The organism is Halovulum dunhuangense (assembly GCF_013093415.1).
Classification (GTDB): Bacteria; Pseudomonadota; Alphaproteobacteria; order Rhodobacterales; family Rhodobacteraceae; genus Halovulum; species Halovulum dunhuangense.
Genome location: NZ_JABFBC010000001.1, coordinates 1,816,276 through 1,834,049 on the forward strand (window position 1 = coordinate 1,816,276; position 17,774 = coordinate 1,834,049).

Sequence of the window (17,774 nt, forward strand, 5' to 3'; positions counted from 1 at the left end):
TAAATACATAGAAATAACGAAATGTCTTCAACCGTTCTGCACCGGGGCGCACTGGCGCTTGCGTTGCTTCTGATCCTGCTCGTCTACTCCGGATTTCAGCGGGAGTTCGTCGACGATACGCTGATCACCTTCGTCTACGCCCGGAACTTCGTCGAACACGGCTTTCCCTACTGGCACCCGGATCTGCCACCCGTCGACGGCTTCACCAGCGCGGGGCACATGCTGGCGCTGGCGGCACTTCACGCGACGGGGCTGGGGCTGGTCGCGGCAAACTCGATCCTGATGTTCGGCGCGGGCGCGCTGATCATCTGGCTCTATCTGGGCGCGGTGCGCGGCCTGTCGCTGGCCGCGCAGATCGGCGGTGGGCTGGTCATCGTGCTGAACTCCAGCCTCGCGGCCTGGACCGGGGCCGGGCTGGACGGCATACCCTATGCCGCGGTCTTCTTCGCTACATACCTGGCGCTCGAACGGGCCATTTCCCTGGGCCGGTTCACGCCGTCGTTGACCCTTGCGCTCTGTGCGCTGGCGCTGATGCGACCCGAGGGGCAGATCATCGGGTTGGGGATCCTGGCCTTCTGGATCGCGCTTCTGGTGATGCGCCGGGTGGGACGGGGCGGCCTCGGATGGCTGCCTGTCGTACTGGTTTTAATTCTCGGCATCTTTGCGGTCCGCATGACGATCTACGGCCACCCGCTGCCGAATACCTTCTACGCCAAGAGCGGCGACCGGATGGCAGAGCTTGAGGCAGGGCTCTATTATCTCTGGGGCTGGCTGGTGACGGGCGCGGGGCTTCTTTCAATAGCGATCCCGCTGGCGGTCCTGCGCGGCTCGGGCGGCTGGCTTCGGCTTCTGTTCCTTCTGGGAAACATTGCGCTGGTCGCTGTGGCGGGGGGCGATTCACACATTGCCTTCCGCTTCATGCTGCCGGTCCTGCCGCTGATCGCGATGGATGTGGCCTGGCTGCTGAACCGCGTCGAGACGCGCCGGATCGCGGCCGTCCTGTTGCTGGTCCCGTTCTACCTGGCGCTGCAAGGCCAACCGCTGCTGGCCGGGCGCCCGCCATTGGCTGCATTGCAGGCCAGCCTTGCCGCGATCGGAAAGGGAGAGTGGCCGATGCGGGAGATCGGGCATGCATCGAACGCGGCGCGGGACATTGCTGCGGCGAAGGAACTTTCGTTCCTTTTCCCGCCTGACACTCCCATTGCTGCTACAGATGTCGGGGCACTCGCCTACGGTCTTGACCAGCCGGTCATCGACGCTCTGGGGCTGAACAATCCGGATCTGGCGCATTTGCCCAAACTCGACGGGGAACAAAACCGATGGGGGCTGCCCCGGGTAGCGCTTCTGGCGGAAGCAGAGGTGCCGGTGTTTCATTTCTGGTTTCCGTCGAGCCATGCCTGGAGTGCGTCGGGGATCATTTACGGTGAAGAAAGCTGCTCCGTTCCCGCACGGATGTTCGCGACATTTGTCGATCTGGGTGGTCAGGCCCTCGCCGACAATTATGCGTTGGTTTCGGTCCCAGCATCAGATGCAAGGTCCCACCCGCTCAATCTGGTCGTACATCAGCGGGAACTCGTGACTTTGTCCCTACGGGTACCGGAAATCGAGGTGACGACGGAAGTGCGCGATTTCGCCGAGATCTGTGCAGAGAGTATCGCAGAATGGGGAAGCTAGATTGGATGTCGATTGTCCAACGATATTCCCGCCCCAACCCTCTTGCGCAGCCCCGCGCAGTTGGGTATCAGCCTTCGCACCGGCGGGTGATTAGCTCAGTGGTAGAGCGCTTCGTTCACATCGAAGATGTCGGGAGTTCGAATCTCTCATCACCCACCATTTCCCCCCGCCCGGGCGGGCCCGGGTGATTAGCTCAGTTGGTAGAGCGCTTCGTTTACACCGAAGATGTCGGGAGTTCGAGTCTCTCATCACCCACCATGCGGGGCGGTGAGCGGCTGGATATGCGCAGCTGCGCGCTGCTAGTCTTCGCTCGTGGGGCATGGACGCGGTTGCAATCGCCCTTGTGGTCTGCGCGGTCGACATCGCGCATCGCCCCAGGTTGCGGCGTCGGCCGGCCGGGGTCGCCTTGCCTCCTTGCCTGTGGCCGCGGACGAAGGATCGGGCGCGGCTGGAGCGGCCGCTGCGGATGCGCCGGGCGTTCGGGGTGAAAAGACTGAAAAGGGCTTCAATCCCGTCTTGACGCCCCGGCGGTGCGAACGTAGAAGCAGCACACCTCGGAACTGCCCGAGGCGATGATCGCGCGGTTGTAGCTCAGTCGGTTAGAGTGCCGGCCTGTCACGCCGGAGGTCGCGGGTTCGAGCCCCGTCAACCGCGCCACATCGCCCCGTGTTCCAGGAAATGCGCGGTTGTAGCTCAGTCGGTTAGAGTGCCGGCCTGTCACGCCGGAGGTCGCGGGTTCGAGCCCCGTCAACCGCGCCACTTTCTTTCCCGGATGTCCGGTCTTCACACCTACGATCGAACCTTCCATCGGCGCGTACGTTCCGCGCCTGGGACTTGGCGCATACCCGAGAGTTCGTTTCTCCGAAATCAGGCGTATTGAAACGGGTTGTTCTGCGGGATCCGTGGGGCGGGATTGATCGGGGAACAACGGAAACCGGAAGGCGCGTGCAATCGCCATTCTCCGCCGCCTGCGCGCTGGCACATGGCGGTGCCGCTGGTGTTACGACTACCTGCCCAAATATGTGCGGGCCGATGCGCTCTTTTGCGGGGAATCCTCTCAAAAGAGGGCCTCTAGATTGAGGAAAAATGAGAGTGCGGCGTCCATTGAGTTTGAGTAGCTCCACTTCCTGCAACTTGCAGGAGCGCCTTCAGCGCCTCGAGGTTGTCCCCTTGAACCAGGAGCCCCTCGTCGCCCGCGCCATGGCTCAGATCGGGCACCTCATCCAGTAGCCGATACGGCACACGATCCGCCGCCCGCAGATCCTCGTCTCTCGTCAACCAGTGCAGAAGCGGCATGCCCGATCCTCATTCTCGCCACCGGATCTTCGTGGCCCGGCTTCCCCGCCGCACGATAGGGGATGAGGGTTCCGGGGGAAAGCGATCAGGTCGAGGTCACTCCCAGCCGCGGCGAATGTCAGTCCGGTGGCACTCCGGGCAATGGATGCTGGATGTGGGCGTCCGCTCCTCGCGGGCTTCTCGCTTTTCATGCTCGGTCAACGCTTCGGCCATGAATCGATGGCCGCAGTTGTTGCATCGTAATCGGATTGTCTCAGGCAAGGCTCACTCCCGCTTGCGCCAGGAATTCTGCCCACAAGCTTTCGGCCGCCTGGTGCGGTGTCATGCGATCCCGCTCGTTGCCACTCATGAAGTTCATCATGGCCGTCAGGAACATCTCGTATTCGTCGTGCTCGACGTTGAGGCAGCCGTTGGACGTGTTGTCGTCGGCGTCTTCGGCGAAGACATATGATATGTCCCCGAGGACATGGCCGCCCGTCGAGCAGCGAACGGTGATGTGGGCGGTGCCGCCACGCATCCGGGTCCGGTTCACCACGGTGCAGGAAAACTTCTTGTCTGACCTGTCCGTGAACCTGCCGCGAAGGTCCTCGAGGGCGTCCAGCTCGGCGGTCGCGTCCTGAAAGTAGCGCCGGATTTCGTCGAATGCCTGATCTCTGAAGTCGCTCCGGTCGATCTCGTCGAACTGGCGCTGCACCCTGTATTTGCGTGGTTGAGCCACCGACGCAGGGGCTCTGCCAAATTCTGGCTGCGAAGTAGCTGGTGCCTGATCCATGTCATCGAGGACGCGGGCGACTTCCTCCACGATGTTCAGGAACGCAGTGTTCTCGTTGGTCCAGTTGCTGATCGGCTTCCCGTCCTTGGGCAAGGCCTTGAGCTTCCTGAACGGGCTCGATTTCCAGTAGCAGTCCTCCACGATGATCGGAATGACCCGCGCCGTCCCCTGCTCGTGGCGCTCCATGGCCCGGGCCATCTCTCTGTCCATGCAGTAGTCCGAGTTCAGGAAGTCCGGGCTTATGAGCAGGATGATGATGTCGCAGTCCTCCAACTCGGCCGAGATCTGCCCGTCGATCTCTTCGCCGGCACGAATTTCGCGATCATACCAGGTCTCGATCCGCCCATCACGACGCAGGGGGGACAGATGGGTCTTCAGCCTCTCCAGCGTCTCCTCGTCGCGGTGTGAGTAGGAAACGAAGATCTTCATAACGGCGCCTGTTCATTATTTGTTCCGAAAATACAGATCGCCATGGCGGTCGTCAACCGCGCGGCAGGATCCAAGATCAAAGCTCGGGAAGCCCCAGAAAATGGCGGTCCTTCCTGTTCGTGATCATGGCGTCGATTCTTGCCTTTATCCGCGGGGCTTGCTCCGCAGGGACTGTTTCCAGGAAGGCCAGGAAGGCGCCGCCGTAGATGATCTTTCTGCGGGCATCCGCGCGTCGGCTCTCTTCTTTCGCCTTCTGCGCGAGGTCGGAGAGAAGCGCCTTCTTCTGCTCGATCTCGCGGCTCAGCACCTCGATCTTCTTCTGGTTTCTCGACATCCCGTTTTCCTTCTGTCCATGAACCCCCGGAGGGATGTCGTGCCCGGGTCGGCGCTCCGCTTCATCTTTCTTGCGACCATGATTGACTGCGGCGGTTTCGGAACCTGACGACCAAGGAGGTCGGAAGGCGCCGCAAAACATGGCGGCGTCTGGACTTTCGACCAAGATCTTCTTTCTCTCTGGCTAACCAAGGGAAATAAATGTCATCAAACGTGTATATCCCCCGAAACAGCAAGTATTACTACCTACGCGTCAGTATCGACGGGAAGTAATACCGGGAGTCGCTTCGCACAACTTCTAAGCGGGCCGCAGAGAAGAAAGCGCGAGAAAGGATCAAGGATCTGAGAGGTAAGGCCGGACGTGGCGAGACCGAGTGGCTCTTTCATGTTGGCTTCACGAGCTTCTACGACAGTCTTGATCAAGACGATGAGGGTCATGGCTGGTCCTCCACGACCCGCGCACGTTATCAGACGAGTCTGCGCCAGATCGGTCTGACTTTGACCGAGGTCTTCCAAGAGCGTGGCGAGGACATCGAGGCAATCGGAGCATGGGAGGTCGACCTTAGATCGGTCTCGGAATTCGTCTCCATGCGCAAGGATGCGGGGGCTTCGATCGCGACGATCAATCGCGACCTGACCGCTTTCAACCATCTCATGCGGCACATCAAGAACATGGGCTGGATCGATACAAATCCGGTCCTGCAGTTCGAGAGGCAGGGAATGAAAGAGAGCCTTCCTGACATCGTTCTCCCCACCTATGAGGAAATCAAAAAGCTGGGTCGGCGCGCCCCCGGCACTCTGTTCTTCTTCCCGACGTTCCTCGATGCGACTGGGGGCCGCGTGACAGAGATGTCGATGATCAAGTGGGCGGACGTGAAAGGCATGGAGCGACCAGTTGAGGGCCATGTCACGCTGACCCTTCGGCATACGAAGGGGCGCAAGGTTCGGACAATCACGCTTCGCCAGCAAGCGATCGACATCCTGTTGAAGATCCCGCGGTCCAATCAGTCGCCGTACGTCTTCTGGAACAAGACCGAGGATGGCTACTACCGCACCGCGGCCAACCTGTTCTGGGACTATGCGCAGGAGACGGGGTTCGCCGCCCGGCTCCATGACATCCGCCACAAGTTCGCGATCGAGCGGCTGAAGGAGGGCTGGTCGGTCTACCGGGTGCAGGGCTACATCGGCCATGGCTCGGTGAAGACGACCGAGCGATATTATTTCCGCTACCTGTCGCAGGAGCAGCAGGCGATCGCCAATGCGGACGGCAACGTCGGTCTCTGACTTACGCTCGCCGCAGACCATGAAAGCCCCGCCCGAAACGGCGGGGCTTCGTCGTTTCAGCAGATTTGATCGGATGTTGTCGAGGCACATGCGATGACAGGTCGGCATAGTCGGCGGAGCCGGCGCGGCAAAAAGGCGTCATACTATGCCGACTCCGGCACCGCTCGTCATATTGGGCCTGAGAGCGTTAAGCACGGAAGATCTATGTATATCAATGGTTTAGTGGCGGAGAGACAGGGATTCGAACCCTGGGTGGGGTCGCCCCCACAACGGTTTTCGAGACCGCCCCGTTCGACCACTCCGGCACCTCTCCGCACGAGGCTGTGGCCTGTGCGCGGCTGTTTAGGGATCGGCCGCGGCTTTCGCAAGGGGAAAATTCGGGCGCTCCGGCGGGTCGCGCCGGGCGGGTGAAAGCGGTTGACTTCGCCCGGTGTTTTGCCCATACAGCGGGCTTCCAGACCCTGGGGCATCCGCGCTGGGGCCAATCATTGCCCGGATCCGCCGGGCACGCTGTTCGAGGCGCGGGCGACCGCAGCAACGCCGCAAGGGGCCGCAGAACGCGACAGACAGGAGACGAACGCAATGTTTGCGGTTCTGAAGACTGGCGGCAAGCAGTACAAGGTTGCCAAGAACGACACCTTCGCCGTCGAGAAACTCGCGGCAGAGCCGGGCGAGACGGTGCAGTTCAACGACATTCTCATGCTGGGCGGCGATGCGGTCACCGTGGGCGTGCCCTTCGTGGCCGATGCCGCGGTGCAGGCCGAGGTGGTGGACCAGTTCAAGGGTCCCAAGACCATTTCCTACAAGAAGCGCCGGCGGAAGCACTCTTCCCAGCGCAAGAAGGGCCACCGCCAGCAGCTGACCATGGTCCGCGTGACCGAGATCCTGGCCAGCGGTGCGGGCAAGTCGGGCGTGAAGGCCGCGATCGGTGCCGGGTCGGCCCCGGCGGCAGCTGAATAAGGAGACGGGCAGATGGCACACAAGAAAGCAGGCGGTTCCTCCCGCAATGGTCGCGATACCGCGGGCCGTCGTCTGGGCGTCAAGAAGTACGGCGGCGAAGCCGTGATTCCGGGCAACATCATCGTTCGCCAGCGCGGCACCAAGTGGTGGCCGGGCCAGAACGTGGGCCTGGGCCGCGATCACACCATCTTTGCGACTGCCGAGGGCAAGGTGACCTTTCACAAGGGCCTGAAGGGCCGCACCTTCATTTCGGTTCTTCCGGCTGCCGAGGCGGCGGAGTAACCGACCCTCAGGTCACGACGGAATCGGGGCCCGGTCGGTGAAACGGCCGGGCCTTTTTTCATGTTTCGCCACTGGCGGAACGAAGGAGCGGGAGCAATGGCCCTGATGACCGGGAACGGCGCCGCGGCGCAGGCGGGCGATCAGCCGGTGCTGGTCACCGGACGCCTGAGGCTGCGCCCGATCGAGCCGGCCGATGCCGGGCTGATGCGGCTTTACGCGCAGGATGCGCGGGTGGCGCGCATGACCCGCAACATCCCGCACCCGCTGCCGCCGGGCGCCACCGAAAGCTATATCGGCGCCGTGCTGTCCGGCGCGGCGCGCGAAACGGTCTGGGCGGTGGAGCATCGCGCCTCGGACGGGGGCGGCTTCATCGGGGTCGTCTCGCTGGGCCGGAAAGGGCGCATCGGCTACTGGTTGGGCGCGCCGTTCTGGTCCACGGGCTTTGCCACCGAGGCGGTGGAGGCGCTGGTCTCCCACGCGCTCGAACAAGGCTATCCACGGCTCGAGGCCGAAGTGTTCCAGGACAACCCGGCATCGGCGCGGGTGCTGACAAAGGCGGGCTTCGCCTATGTCGGCGAAGGCGAGGGCTTTTCGATCGCGCGGGGTGCTACCGCGCCCGTCTGGCATTACGCGCTGGAGGCAGGGCAATGAAGTTTCTCGATCTGGCCCGCGTCAATATCCGCTCCGGCTCTGGCGGGAACGGCGCCGTCAGCTTCCGGCGCGAGAAGTTCGTCGAGTATGGCGGCCCCGATGGCGGCGACGGGGGCAATGGCGGCAATGTCTGGGCCGAGGCGGTGGACGGGCTCAACACCCTGATCGACTACCGCTACCAGCAGCATTTCTTCGCCCAGAACGGCAAGGGCGGCATGGGCCGCCAGCGCACCGGACGCTCGGGCGACGATATCGTGCTGCGGGTTCCGGTGGGGACAGAGATCCTCGAGGAAGACGAAGAGACGGTGATCGCCGATCTGACCGAGGTGGGCCAGCGCGTGCTGCTTGCGCGCGGCGGCAATGGCGGCTTCGGCAACCTTCATTTCAAGACCGCCACCAACCAGGCGCCGCGCCATGCGAACCCGGGCCAGGAGGGGGTGGAGCGCACGATCTGGCTGCGGCTGAAGCTGATCGCCGATGTGGGGCTGCTGGGCCTGCCCAATGCGGGCAAGTCCACCTTCCTTGCGGCCACCTCGAATGCGCGACCCAAGATCGCGGATTATCCGTTCACCACGCTGCACCCGAACCTTGGCGTCGTGGGCGTGGATGGGACGGAATTCGTCGTGGCCGACATCCCCGGCCTGATCGAGGGCGCGCATGAGGGCAGGGGGATCGGCGACCGTTTCCTTGGCCATGTCGAACGCTGCGCGGTGCTGCTGCACCTGGTGGACGGCACGTCCCTTACGGTGGCCGAGGATTACCACACCATCATCCACGAACTCGAAGCCTATGGCGGGCAACTGGCCGACAAGCCGCGGGTCACGGCGCTGAACAAGATCGACGCGCTGGACGCGGACGAGCTGGCCGAGCGAAGGGCCGCGCTGGAGGAAGCCTGTGGCGGCCCCGTCCTGACGATGTCGGGCGTCTCGCGCGAGGGGGTGACGGAAGTGCTGCGCGCGCTCTTGCGCGTGATCCGGGCCGACCGCGCGCCCGCCCATGAGGAGAGCGGGGAATGGCGACCCTGACCGGCAGCCGAAGCATCGACGCGGCCGAGACGCTCGATGCCGCGCGACGGGTGGTCATAAAGATCGGCTCTGCCCTGCTGGTCGATGCGGCGAGCGGCGCGCTCAGGCGTGGCTGGCTCGAGGGGTTGGCCGCGGACGTGGCGGCGCTCAAGGCGCAGGGCAAGGACGTGCTGCTGGTCAGTTCCGGCTCGATCGCGCTGGGGCGGCGGATCCTGGGCCTGCCGCAGCGGAACGACCGGCTGGACGAGAGCCAGGCCGCCGCAAGCGTGGGCCAGATCCGGCTGGCGCAGAGCTACCAGGAGGTGCTGGCAGCCCACGGGTTGACCGCGGCGCAGGTTCTGGTCACGCTGGAGGATACCGAGGACCGGCGGCGCTACCTGAACACCCGCGCCACGCTGCGGACCCTGCTGGGGCTGGGCACGGTCCCGATCATCAACGAGAACGATACCGTCGCCACCGACGAGATCCGCTACGGCGACAATGACCGGCTGGCCGCGCAGATCGCCTCGCTTTCCGGGGCGGACGTGCTGGTGCTGCTGTCCGATATCGACGGGCTGTACACCGCGAACCCGCGCGAGGATGCGGGCGCCGCGCATATCCCGCTTGTCGAGGCGATCACGCCCGAGATCGAGGGCATGGCGGGCGGCACCGGCAGCGCCGGGGCCAAGGGCGGCATGAAGACCAAGATCATGGCGGCCCAGGTGGCGATGCGCGCGGGCTGCATGATGGCGATCACCATAGGCGACGTGGATCGCCCCCTGTCCGCACTGCGTGCGGGCCAGAGTGCGACCTGGTTCCGGGGCCTGTCGGATCCCAAGGCCGCGCGCAAGCAGTGGATATCGGCGATGAAGCCCAAGGGGCGCATCGCCATCGACGCGGGCGCGGCGCGCGCGCTGCGCGACGGCAAGTCGCTGCTGCCGGCCGGCGTGACGGATGTGAGCGGGTGGTTCGAGCGTGGCGATCCGGTGGAAATCGCGGGGCCGGACGGCGTGGTCCTGACGCTGGGGCTGGCGGCCTATGATGCGGACGAGGCTTCGGCCATCATGGGCCTGAGGTCGCAGGACATCGCGGCGCGGTTGGGCCATCCGGGCCGGGCGGCGCTGGTGCATCGCGACGACATGGCAATCTGAGGGAGGCGCGCATGGACGGGGCGGAACTGGACATACCCGCACTGATGCAGGACATCGGGCGGCGGGCACGCGCGGCAAGCGCGGTGCTTGCCACTGCCGGCGCAGGGACGAAGCGCCAGGCGCTGGAGGCGGCGGCGGACGCGGTCTGGGCCGCGCGCACGGCGATCATCGAGGCCAATGCGCGCGATCTGGACTATGGCCGCGAAAAGGGCCTGTCGGCGGCGATGATGGACCGGCTGCGCCTGGACGAGGCGCGCATCCGCGGCATCGCCGACGGCCTGCGCGCGGTGGCGGGGCAGGCCGATCCGGTGGGCCGGGTGCTGGCGGAATGGGACATGCCCTCGGGGTTGCATATCCGCCGGGTGGCGACGCCGCTGGGCGTGATCGGCGTGATCTACGAAAGCCGGCCCAACGTCACGGCGGATGCCGGCGGGCTGTGCCTGAAATCCGGCAACGCGGCGATCCTGCGGGGAGGGTCGGAGAGTTTCCATTCCTCCAGCGCCATACATGCCTGCCTGGTCGAGGGGCTGCGGGCCGCGGGGCTGCCCGAGGACGCGATCCAGCTTGTGCCGACGCGCGACCGCGCCGCCGTGGGTGCGCTGCTGACCATGACCGAATACGTCGATGTGGTGGTGCCGCGTGGTGGCAAGGGACTCGTGGGCCTGGTGCAGGCCGAGGCGCGGGTGCCGGTCTTTGCCCATCTCGAGGGGATCGTGCACATCTATGTGGATGCTGCCGCCGAGCCGGACCTGGTTTCCCCGGTGGTGCTGAACGCCAAGACGCGGCGACCCGGCATCTGCGGCGCGGTGGAATGCCTGCTGATCGACCGCGCCTACCTGGCGGCACAAGGGCCGAAGGTGATCGAGGATCTGCTTGCGGCAGGCGTCGAGGTGCGCGTGGGCGAGGGACTGGAGCATCTGCCGGGAACCACTCCCGCGACCGAAGCCGACTGGGGCCGCGAGTATCTGGACCGGATCATCGCGGTGAAGCTGGTCGACGGGGTGGACGCGGCGATCGCCCATGTGCGGCGCTACGGCTCGCAGCACACCGATTGCATCCTGACCCAGGACGACGCCGTTGCCGCGCGCTTCTTCGCGGAACTCGACAGCGCGATCCTGATGCGCAACGCCTCGACCCAGTTCGCAGATGGCGGCGAGTTCGGGATGGGCGCGGAAATCGGCATCGCCACCGGCAAGCTGCATGCGCGCGGCCCCGTCGGCGCCGAGCAGCTGACCAGCTTCAAGTACCTGGTCGAGGGGCAGGGCAGCCTGCGGCCCTAAAGCAGCCGCGAGAACATCACCACCTGCTGCCCGGACAGGCCCTGCGTAGCGTAAAAGGCCCGGGCGGCATGATTGTCCGCCTCGGTCGCGAGCCATATCTCGGCGCAGCCCAGGTTGCGCGCAAGGGTCACGGCCGCCTGCATCAGCGCAGTGGCGATGCCCTGCCGCCGGAGCGCCGTGGCAACGCCCAGCTCTTCTATGTAAAGGCCGGGCGCCTTGTCGGGGTGGCGGTGCAGGACCGCAGAGAGTTGGCCCACGACGCGCCCTGCCTGGACGGCCACGAAAAGCCTTTGTGCGGGGTCCGCCAGATAGGCGCCCAGATGCGCGGCCGTGGGGGGATGCGCGAACACCCCTTCCGCGACATGGTCGAGAAGGGCGGTATTGTGCCGGCCGATCAGGGTCACATGCGGGCTCATGCGACAGGATTACCGCAAGTCCGGGCCGCGGGAATCAAAAAAGCCGCGGCAGGGCGCGGCTTTCGATGGGGGGGTGCGGTCGCGCGTCAGCCGCGCCAGGTGCGGATCGGGCCGCAATCCATGTGCACGAAGTTCGACCGGCCGTAGCGGCCGACGCCGCCGGCGTTGCAGGCCTGCGCGGCACCTGCCATCTGCCCGATGGAGCGCGAGCTCATCCGCAGATCTGCGGCCATGCCCCGCATGTGGTAGGAGTTCTGCGCCACCCCGCGACTGTTGGAGCGCAGCATCCCGTTGGTGGCCGGGGCCCGGTAGCCGGAGATGACGCTGTACGCCTCTTCGGTGTCCATCAGCTTGGCGGCGGCGGCCATGATGTCGAGGTTGCGCGGATCATACTGGATCATCTCGTTCTCGCGCCAGTCGCGCATGAACCAGCTGATCTCGCCAAGGGCTTCGGGTATGTACTCCCCCTCGATCCAGTAGATCGTATCGACCGACTCTCCGGTGCGGGGGCTGTTGAGGCGGATGCGGCGTATGTCGCCCGCGCCGCGCAGGAAGCCTGCCGCATTCGCGTAGACGGGGGCCGCTGTCGCTGCAACCGCGGTGAAGATCCCGGCGAGCACGTCGCGACGGGATGTATTCCTGGGTTTGTTGATCATCTGCCTGCGTCTGCTGTCTGTTGTCGTTGTCGGGTCTGCGCGTTTGCTGCGTCTCGTGCCGAGTGATCCAGAACCAGAGGGGACCGCGCTTTCCCGTGTTTGTCCGAGCTGCCTGCGCGACCGTCCTCTCGTGCCGTGGGTGGACTATTCCATCCGCTGCCGGACGCGCCAAGGAATAGTTTCACCCCCCATACACCAATGCGCGAGATTCCGCCGAATCGACACGAATAGTGGTGTTTGAATGTGACGCAGCGGCAACGGGGCGTGGCATTGCGGCAAAAGTCACACGTCAAACGAAAAGCCGCGCCGTTCGCCGGGTTGTGACTTTCTGCGGGAATCGCGTGGCGATAGATTCGGCGTCGTGCGGGCGCAGTATTTCAGGGCGCCCCGGAACAGGTGAGGCAGGCATGATCCGAATTGCGACTGGTCTTTTCTTTGCCGTGGCGCTGGGTACGCCGGCGACATTGCTTGGCAGTGCGTCCATTCTGTCGGCGCAGACTGTCACGTCGGACGCGCCGGCCCCCATGATCGTGCTGGATCCCGCGGCAGAGGAATTGCGCACGCTTCTGACAGCCGAAGGTGCCATGGCCGAGCCGATGCTGACGGTTTACGCGCAGCACGATTTCGCGCCGATCTGGACCGAGGCCAAGGCCGCGGCATTGTTCGACGCGCTGGAGGATGCCGCCTCCCATGGGCTGCCCGCCGCGCGCTACGGCCTGTCCGATCTTCTGGCGCTGGATCTTGCGGCGCCCTCGCACGCAACGCGGGAGATGGCGTTGTCGCGGGCGTTCCTGGCGTATGCGCGGGACATCAATTCGGGCATCATCGAGCCGGGCAGCGCCGACGGCGACATCGAGATCTCGCCGCGCCGGCCTGATCCGGCGGCCTTGCTCGAGGGGCTGGCCGAGACACCCGACGCCGCGTCCTACCTGGCGGCCCTTGCGCCGTCGCATCCCGACTACGCTGCCCTTCTGGGCGAGAAGCAGCGCCTGGAGGCGTTGATCGAGGGGGGCGCCTGGGGCGAGACGGTGCCCGAGGGCAGCACGCTCAGGCTGGATGACGACAGTCCCCGCGTGGCCGCGTTGCGCGCCCGGCTCGGGCGGATGGACGGGCGCGACTACGGCACGTCGAGCCTGTTCGATGCGGAACTCGAGACCGCGCTCAGGGCTTTCCAGCTGCGCCATGGGCTGAACGATGACGGCGTCGCCGGACCCGCGACGCTGGCCGCGGTAAACGCCTCGGCCGAGGCGCGGCTGCGCCAGGTGGTGGTCAACCTTGAGCGGCAGCGCTGGCTCAACTACGAGCGGGGCGCGCGCCACATCTACGTCAACCAGGCCGATTTCTCGGTCCGGGTGATCGACCATGGCAAGACCAGCTTCTTCAGCCGCACGGTGATCGGGCAGACCCGGCACAAGACCCAGGAATTCAACGACACGATGACCCATATGGTCGTGAATCCGACCTGGCACGTTCCCTATTCGATCGCCACCGAAGAGATGTTGCCTAAGCTTCAGGCGAACCCGAACGCGCTTGGCTCGAACATGCAGATCATGACGCGCAGCGGCACGCGCATCAATCCGACGCTGGTGGATTTCAGCCAGTTCAGCCGGGGCAACTTTCCGTTCCTGATCAAGGAAGCACCCAATCCGGGCAATGCGCTGGGTCTGGTGAAGTTCATGTTCCCCAACAAGCACAACATCTATCTGCATGATACGCCGTCGAAATCCCTGTTCGCCCGCGACGTGCGCGCCTACAGCCATGGCTGCGTGCGGGTGCAGAAGCCGTTCGAGCTGGCGCAGGTTCTGCTGGCGCCGCAGGTCGACGACCCCGAAGCCGCCTTCCAGCGTTATCTGGCCGGTGGGCGCGAGCGGCGCGTCGATCTGGAGCAGCCGGTGCCGATCTATCTGACCTACCAGTCGGCCTGGGTCGACGAGGCGGGCGTTCCGCAGTATCGCGGCGACGTCTATGGCCGGGATGCGCGGGTGTTCGATGCGCTGACCGAAGCCGGGGTGCGCCTGTCCACCGTTGAAGGCTGAGACGCAAGTCTTTACATCCTGAGGGGCGGCCGGGGCGACCGGGCCGCCCCTTGTTTTGCGCGGATGGACGGGAATAGCTGATGACGCACACCCTTGGCAGCATCGCAGAGGCGCTTGGCGCGACCGCAGAGGGGCGGCTGGACCTGGCGATCACGGGGGTGGCCGAGCCTGCCCGCGCGACGGAAAGCGATCTTGCGCTGGCGATGGAGCCGAAATTCGCCGAGACGCTCGGCCAGGGCAAGGCGCGGGCGGCGGTGCTCTGGCAGGGGGCCGATTGGCGGGCGCTGGGGCTGGAAGGCGCGATCTTCGCGCCGCGCTCGCGCTATGTGCTGGCCGGTGTCGGGCGCGTCTTCGCGCCGCCGCTGACGCTTCCGCATGGCATCCACCCCTCGGCGGTGATCGAACCGGGGGCGATACTGGGCGAGGATGCCTGGGTCGGCCCCTTCACCTATATCGCCGTGGGCGCCCGGATCGGGCCGCGGGCGCGGATCCTGAACCATGTGTCCATCGGGGCGGATGCGGTGATCGGGGCGGATGCGCTGATCCATCCGCATGTGCATATCGGCCCGCGGGTGGTGATCGGGGACCGCTTCATCTGCCAGCCCGGCGCGATGATCGGCGGCGACGGGTTTTCCTTCGTCTCGCCCTCGCGCGATGCGGTGGAGGAGGCGCGCGCCACGGGCCAGATCAGCGCGGCCAGCCGAACCCCCGGCTTTGCGCGGATCAATTCGCTCGGGTCGGTCCGGATCGGCGACGACGTCGAGGTGGGCGCGAATGCCGCGATCGATCGCGGCACGATCTCCGACACGGTGATCGGGGACGGCACCAAGCTCGATGACCTTGTGGACATCGGGCACAACGTGCAGATCGGCCGCCATTGCCTGCTGTGCGGCCAGTCCGGCGTTGCGGGGTCGAGCATCCTGGGCGACCGCGTGGTGCTGGGCGGCAAGGCCGGGGTCGCGGATCATCTGCGGATCGGGTCTGACGTTATCGTGACCGGCGCCTCGGGCGTGAGTTCCCATGTGCCGTCCGGGCGGGTGATGATGGGCAACCCGGCCATGAAAATGGACCTGAGCGTCGCCTCCTACAAGGCGCTGCGGCGCCTGCCGCGGCTTCTCGAGAAGATGGAGTCCGCGCTAAAACGGGTTCCAAAGGACGATTCAAGCAGGTAAGGGAGTGCCGGGGCACAGGTAGAGGACGGAATGACGAAGACTGTCGCAGAGCAGGTCATCGCCATCATCGCCGAACAGGCGCTGATGGAGCCTGGGGACGTGAGCCCGGACGCCACGCTGGACGATCTTGGTGTCGATTCCCTCGGCCTTGTGGAGGCGGTCTTCGCAATCGAGGAAACCTTCGACATTTCCGTTCCCTTCAACGCAAACGATCCGGCACAGTCCGAATTCGACATCAGCAATGTGCGCGCGATGATCGCGGCGGTCGAGAAGCTGGTCGCCGAGAAGGGCACCTGAGCAGCGCATGAAGCGTGTGGTCATCACCGGACAGGGGGCGATCTCGGCTCTTGGCGACAGCGCCGTCGAGAACCTTGTCGCCATGCGCGAGGGGCGCAATGGAATCGGCCCGCTGGAATTCCAGGATGTCGAGCGCCTGTCCATCACCATCGGCGGCCAGATCCGCGGCTACGATCCGGTGGCGCGTTTCTCGCGGCAGGAAATCACGCTCTACGACAAGTTCACCCAGTTCGCCCTGATCGCGGCCGAAGAGGCCGTGGCGCAGTCCGGGCTGGTGCTGACCGAAAGGCTGGCGGCCGAGGCGGGCGTGGTGCTGGGCACCGCGGGCGGCGGGTTGCAGACCCAGGACGAAAACTACCGCCAGGTCTATGAAGAGGGGAAGAACCGCGTTCACCCCTTCGTGGTGCCGCGCCTGATGAACAACGCCGCCGCAAGCCATGTGTCGATGCGCTACAACCTGCAGGGGCCGACATTCACCGTGGCCACGGCCTGCGCGTCGTCGAACCACGCGATGGGGCAGGCTTTCAACCTGATCCGCTGCGGGACCACCAAGGTGATGCTGACCGGCGGGTCGGAAAGCATGCTCTGCTTCGGCGGCATCAAGGCCTGGGAAGGGCTGCGGGTGATGTCCAAGGATGGCTGCCGGCCGTTCTCGGCCAATCGCAACGGCATGGTCCAGGGCGAGGGGGCGGCGGTGTTCGTGTTCGAGGAATACGAGCATGCGCGGGCGCGCGGCGCCGATATCCTGGCCGAGGTGGTGGGCTTCGCCATGACCTCGGACGCCTCTGACATCGTGATGCCCAACAAGGAGGGCGCCAAGCGCGCGATCCGCGGGGCGCTCAGGGATGCGGGGCTGGGACTGGACTCGGTGGGCTATATCAACGCGCATGGGACCGGCACCACGGCGAACGACCGGACCGAATGCGCCGCCGTGCGCGAGGTGTTCGGCGCGCATGCCGACAGCCTGATGATTTCCTCGACCAAGTCGATGCATGGCCACCTGATCGGCGGCACGGGCGCGGTCGAGATGCTGGCCTGCGTGATGGCGGTGCGCGACGGGGTGATCGCCCCCACGATCAACCACGAGGAAGCGGATCCCGAATGCGATCTGGACGTGGTGCCGAACGTGGCGCGCGAGGCGGATGTGAGCGTCGCGCTGTCGAACGCGTTCGCCTTCGGCGGGCTGAACGCGGTGCTGGCGGTCAGACGGATCTGACCGCCGCGCTTTCCGGTTCTCAGTTCGCGTTCATCGCATCGAAGGCGGCGGTGAACCCCGTAAGCGAAAGCTCCAGGATCACCGGTTGGTCCGGCGCCGACACCGACAGAAGCCGCGCCCGCACCGTGGCGCCGGCCTTCATCGCCGCCACTTCCTCGTCGGTGAGGCCAAAGCGCGAGAAGCAGCCCGAACGGGTGCACCAGTTGAACGGATATTGACGCGCCTCGCGCTCGTCGATCTGCAGGATCAACCCTTCGGTCAGCAGCGTTCCAAGCGGGGTGATGACGGTCACGCCGGCGGCGGCCTCGGCTTCTTGCGGAAGCGCCACGATGGTCATTTCCGAAACCGGGTTCTGCTCGTTGTCCACGGCAAGCTGGTACATGAAGCAGTTGTCGCTCGTCTCCTCGCAACGCAGTTCCCAGTCCCCGAATTCGGTGATCGTCAGTTCTGGCTGTGCTTCGGATCCCGCGGTCGGGGCAGGTTCCGCCGGGGCGGGGGCGTCCACCGTGGTCTCGGGGGCGGCCTCGGGAGCCGGCTCGGTCGTGGGCGCCGCATCCTGCGCAAGGGCGTGTCCGGCAAGGATCGAGCCCATCATCAGCGCTGCGATGGCGAGGCTTCGGCTATGCATGATCGAATATTCCTTGTCTGTTTTGGACAGTCGCCCCTGAGGTGTCAGTTGCCCGGCGGGATGTCAACGCGCGGAATGGCGGTTTCCAGGCTCAAGCCGGTTCCCGCTCAGGCCCTTTGGGAGTCAACAGAAAAAGGCACCTTGCGGTGCCTTTCCCGGCTGCTTTGCAGCGTTCTCTCCCTGTCGGACCGGCCGACTTGTGGGGTGACGCTAGGGCCGGATTTCCGCCGCGTCAAC

General features: G+C 65.3%; 17 protein-coding genes, 5 tRNA genes and 1 pseudogene. 16 read left to right on the plus strand and 7 right to left on the minus strand.

What is annotated here, in order from left to right; genetic code table 11:
- Positions 1-63: 63 nt before the first annotated feature.
- The 5 genes from HMH01_RS08795 (at position 64) to HMH01_RS08815 (ending at position 2,433) form a co-directional block, all read left to right on the plus strand.
- On the plus strand, positions 64-1,674 hold the full coding sequence (locus HMH01_RS08795) for a hypothetical protein (RefSeq protein WP_171324382.1): 1,611 nt from the start codon (positions 64-66) through the stop codon (positions 1,672-1,674).
- Positions 1,675-1,758: 84 nt separating this feature from the next.
- Positions 1,759-1,833 (plus strand) — tRNA-Val (locus HMH01_RS08800).
- Positions 1,834-1,856: 23 nt separating this feature from the next.
- Positions 1,857-1,932, plus strand: a tRNA-Val gene (locus HMH01_RS08805).
- A 322-nt stretch (positions 1,933-2,254) separates the two neighbouring features.
- Positions 2,255-2,331 (plus strand) — tRNA-Asp (locus HMH01_RS08810).
- A gap of 25 nt (positions 2,332-2,356) precedes the next feature.
- A tRNA-Asp gene (locus HMH01_RS08815) sits at positions 2,357-2,433 on the plus strand.
- Between the two features lie 312 nt (positions 2,434-2,745).
- On the opposite strand, the gene HMH01_RS08820 is transcribed toward HMH01_RS08815, so the two are convergent.
- The 3 genes from HMH01_RS08820 to HMH01_RS08830 form a co-directional block, all read right to left on the minus strand.
- Positions 2,746-2,970, minus strand: coding sequence for a hypothetical protein (locus tag HMH01_RS08820; RefSeq protein ID WP_246237300.1), 225 nt, complete (start codon positions 2,968-2,970; stop codon positions 2,746-2,748).
- A gap of 253 nt (positions 2,971-3,223) precedes the next feature.
- Complete coding sequence (locus HMH01_RS08825) at positions 3,224-4,171, minus strand: toll/interleukin-1 receptor domain-containing protein (RefSeq protein ID WP_171324384.1); 948 nt, start codon at positions 4,169-4,171, stop codon at positions 3,224-3,226.
- A gap of 76 nt (positions 4,172-4,247) precedes the next feature.
- A complete protein-coding gene (locus HMH01_RS08830; protein WP_171324386.1) occupies positions 4,248-4,670 on the minus strand; it encodes a hypothetical protein in 423 nt (140 codons plus the stop codon).
- 332 nt (positions 4,671-5,002) lie between these two features.
- Here HMH01_RS08830 and HMH01_RS08835 point away from each other — a divergent pair, with 332 nt between their 5' ends.
- Positions 5,003-5,788, plus strand: coding sequence for a tyrosine-type recombinase/integrase (locus HMH01_RS08835; RefSeq protein WP_171324388.1), 786 nt, complete (start codon positions 5,003-5,005; stop codon positions 5,786-5,788).
- Between the two features lie 223 nt (positions 5,789-6,011).
- Here HMH01_RS08835 and HMH01_RS08840 read toward each other — a convergent pair.
- Positions 6,012-6,101, minus strand: a tRNA-Ser gene (locus HMH01_RS08840).
- A 269-nt stretch (positions 6,102-6,370) separates the two neighbouring features.
- Between HMH01_RS08840 and rplU the strand changes: the two are divergent.
- The 6 genes and pseudogenes from rplU to HMH01_RS08870 all read left to right on the plus strand — a co-directional run.
- Positions 6,371-6,742, plus strand: a pseudogene (gene rplU, locus HMH01_RS08845) (50S ribosomal protein L21); the annotation flags it as partial.
- Between the two features lie 18 nt (positions 6,743-6,760).
- A complete protein-coding gene (gene rpmA / locus HMH01_RS08850; RefSeq protein WP_171324392.1) occupies positions 6,761-7,030 on the plus strand; it encodes a 50S ribosomal protein L27 in 270 nt (89 codons plus the stop codon).
- Positions 7,031-7,126: 96 nt separating this feature from the next.
- A complete protein-coding gene (locus HMH01_RS08855) occupies positions 7,127-7,681 on the plus strand; it encodes a GNAT family N-acetyltransferase (RefSeq protein ID WP_343035200.1) in 555 nt (184 codons plus the stop codon).
- A complete protein-coding gene (gene obgE / locus HMH01_RS08860; RefSeq protein WP_171324394.1) occupies positions 7,678-8,706 on the plus strand; it encodes a GTPase ObgE in 1,029 nt (342 codons plus the stop codon). Before HMH01_RS08855 ends, obgE begins: the two co-directional genes overlap by 4 nt.
- Complete coding sequence (proB, locus tag HMH01_RS08865) at positions 8,694-9,836, plus strand: glutamate 5-kinase (RefSeq protein WP_171324396.1); 1,143 nt, start codon at positions 8,694-8,696, stop codon at positions 9,834-9,836. The genes obgE and proB overlap by 13 nt, the downstream gene beginning before the upstream one ends.
- 11 nt (positions 9,837-9,847) lie before the next feature.
- Positions 9,848-11,116 carry a glutamate-5-semialdehyde dehydrogenase gene (locus HMH01_RS08870; RefSeq protein ID WP_171324399.1) on the plus strand — a complete coding sequence of 423 codons (1,269 nt, stop codon included), beginning with the start codon at positions 9,848-9,850 and terminating at the stop codon, positions 11,114-11,116.
- Here HMH01_RS08870 and HMH01_RS08875 read toward each other — a convergent pair.
- Together HMH01_RS08875 and mepK are read right to left on the minus strand one after the other, a co-directional pair.
- On the minus strand, positions 11,113-11,532 hold the full coding sequence (locus HMH01_RS08875; protein WP_171324401.1) for a GNAT family N-acetyltransferase: 420 nt from the start codon (positions 11,530-11,532) through the stop codon (positions 11,113-11,115). The genes HMH01_RS08870 and HMH01_RS08875 overlap by 4 nt on opposite strands.
- Positions 11,533-11,618: 86 nt before the next feature.
- Entirely contained in the window at positions 11,619-12,188 is a 570-nt protein-coding gene (gene mepK, locus HMH01_RS08880) for a peptidoglycan L,D-endopeptidase MepK (RefSeq protein WP_171324403.1), read from the minus strand.
- 407 nt (positions 12,189-12,595) lie between these two features.
- Here mepK and HMH01_RS08885 point away from each other — a divergent pair, with 407 nt between their 5' ends.
- From HMH01_RS08885 to HMH01_RS08900, 4 genes are all read left to right on the plus strand, one after another.
- Positions 12,596-14,224, plus strand: a complete 1,629-nt coding sequence (locus HMH01_RS08885; protein ID WP_171324405.1) for a L,D-transpeptidase family protein — start codon at positions 12,596-12,598, stop codon at positions 14,222-14,224.
- A gap of 80 nt (positions 14,225-14,304) precedes the next feature.
- Entirely contained in the window at positions 14,305-15,396 is a 1,092-nt protein-coding gene (gene lpxD / locus HMH01_RS08890; RefSeq protein WP_171324407.1) for a UDP-3-O-(3-hydroxymyristoyl)glucosamine N-acyltransferase, read from the plus strand.
- Between the two features lie 30 nt (positions 15,397-15,426).
- Positions 15,427-15,693 (plus strand): acyl carrier protein, encoded by a 267-nt coding sequence (locus HMH01_RS08895; RefSeq protein ID WP_171324409.1) that lies wholly within the window; start codon positions 15,427-15,429, stop codon positions 15,691-15,693.
- Positions 15,694-15,700: 7 nt separating this feature from the next.
- Entirely contained in the window at positions 15,701-16,909 is a 1,209-nt protein-coding gene (locus HMH01_RS08900) for a beta-ketoacyl-[acyl-carrier-protein] synthase family protein (RefSeq protein ID WP_171324411.1), read from the plus strand.
- Positions 16,910-16,928: 19 nt separating this feature from the next.
- Here the strand turns inward: HMH01_RS08900 and HMH01_RS08905 are convergent, their stop codons facing one another.
- A complete protein-coding gene (locus HMH01_RS08905) occupies positions 16,929-17,537 on the minus strand; it encodes an invasion associated locus B family protein (protein WP_171324413.1) in 609 nt (202 codons plus the stop codon).
- Positions 17,538-17,774 lie beyond the last annotated feature (237 nt).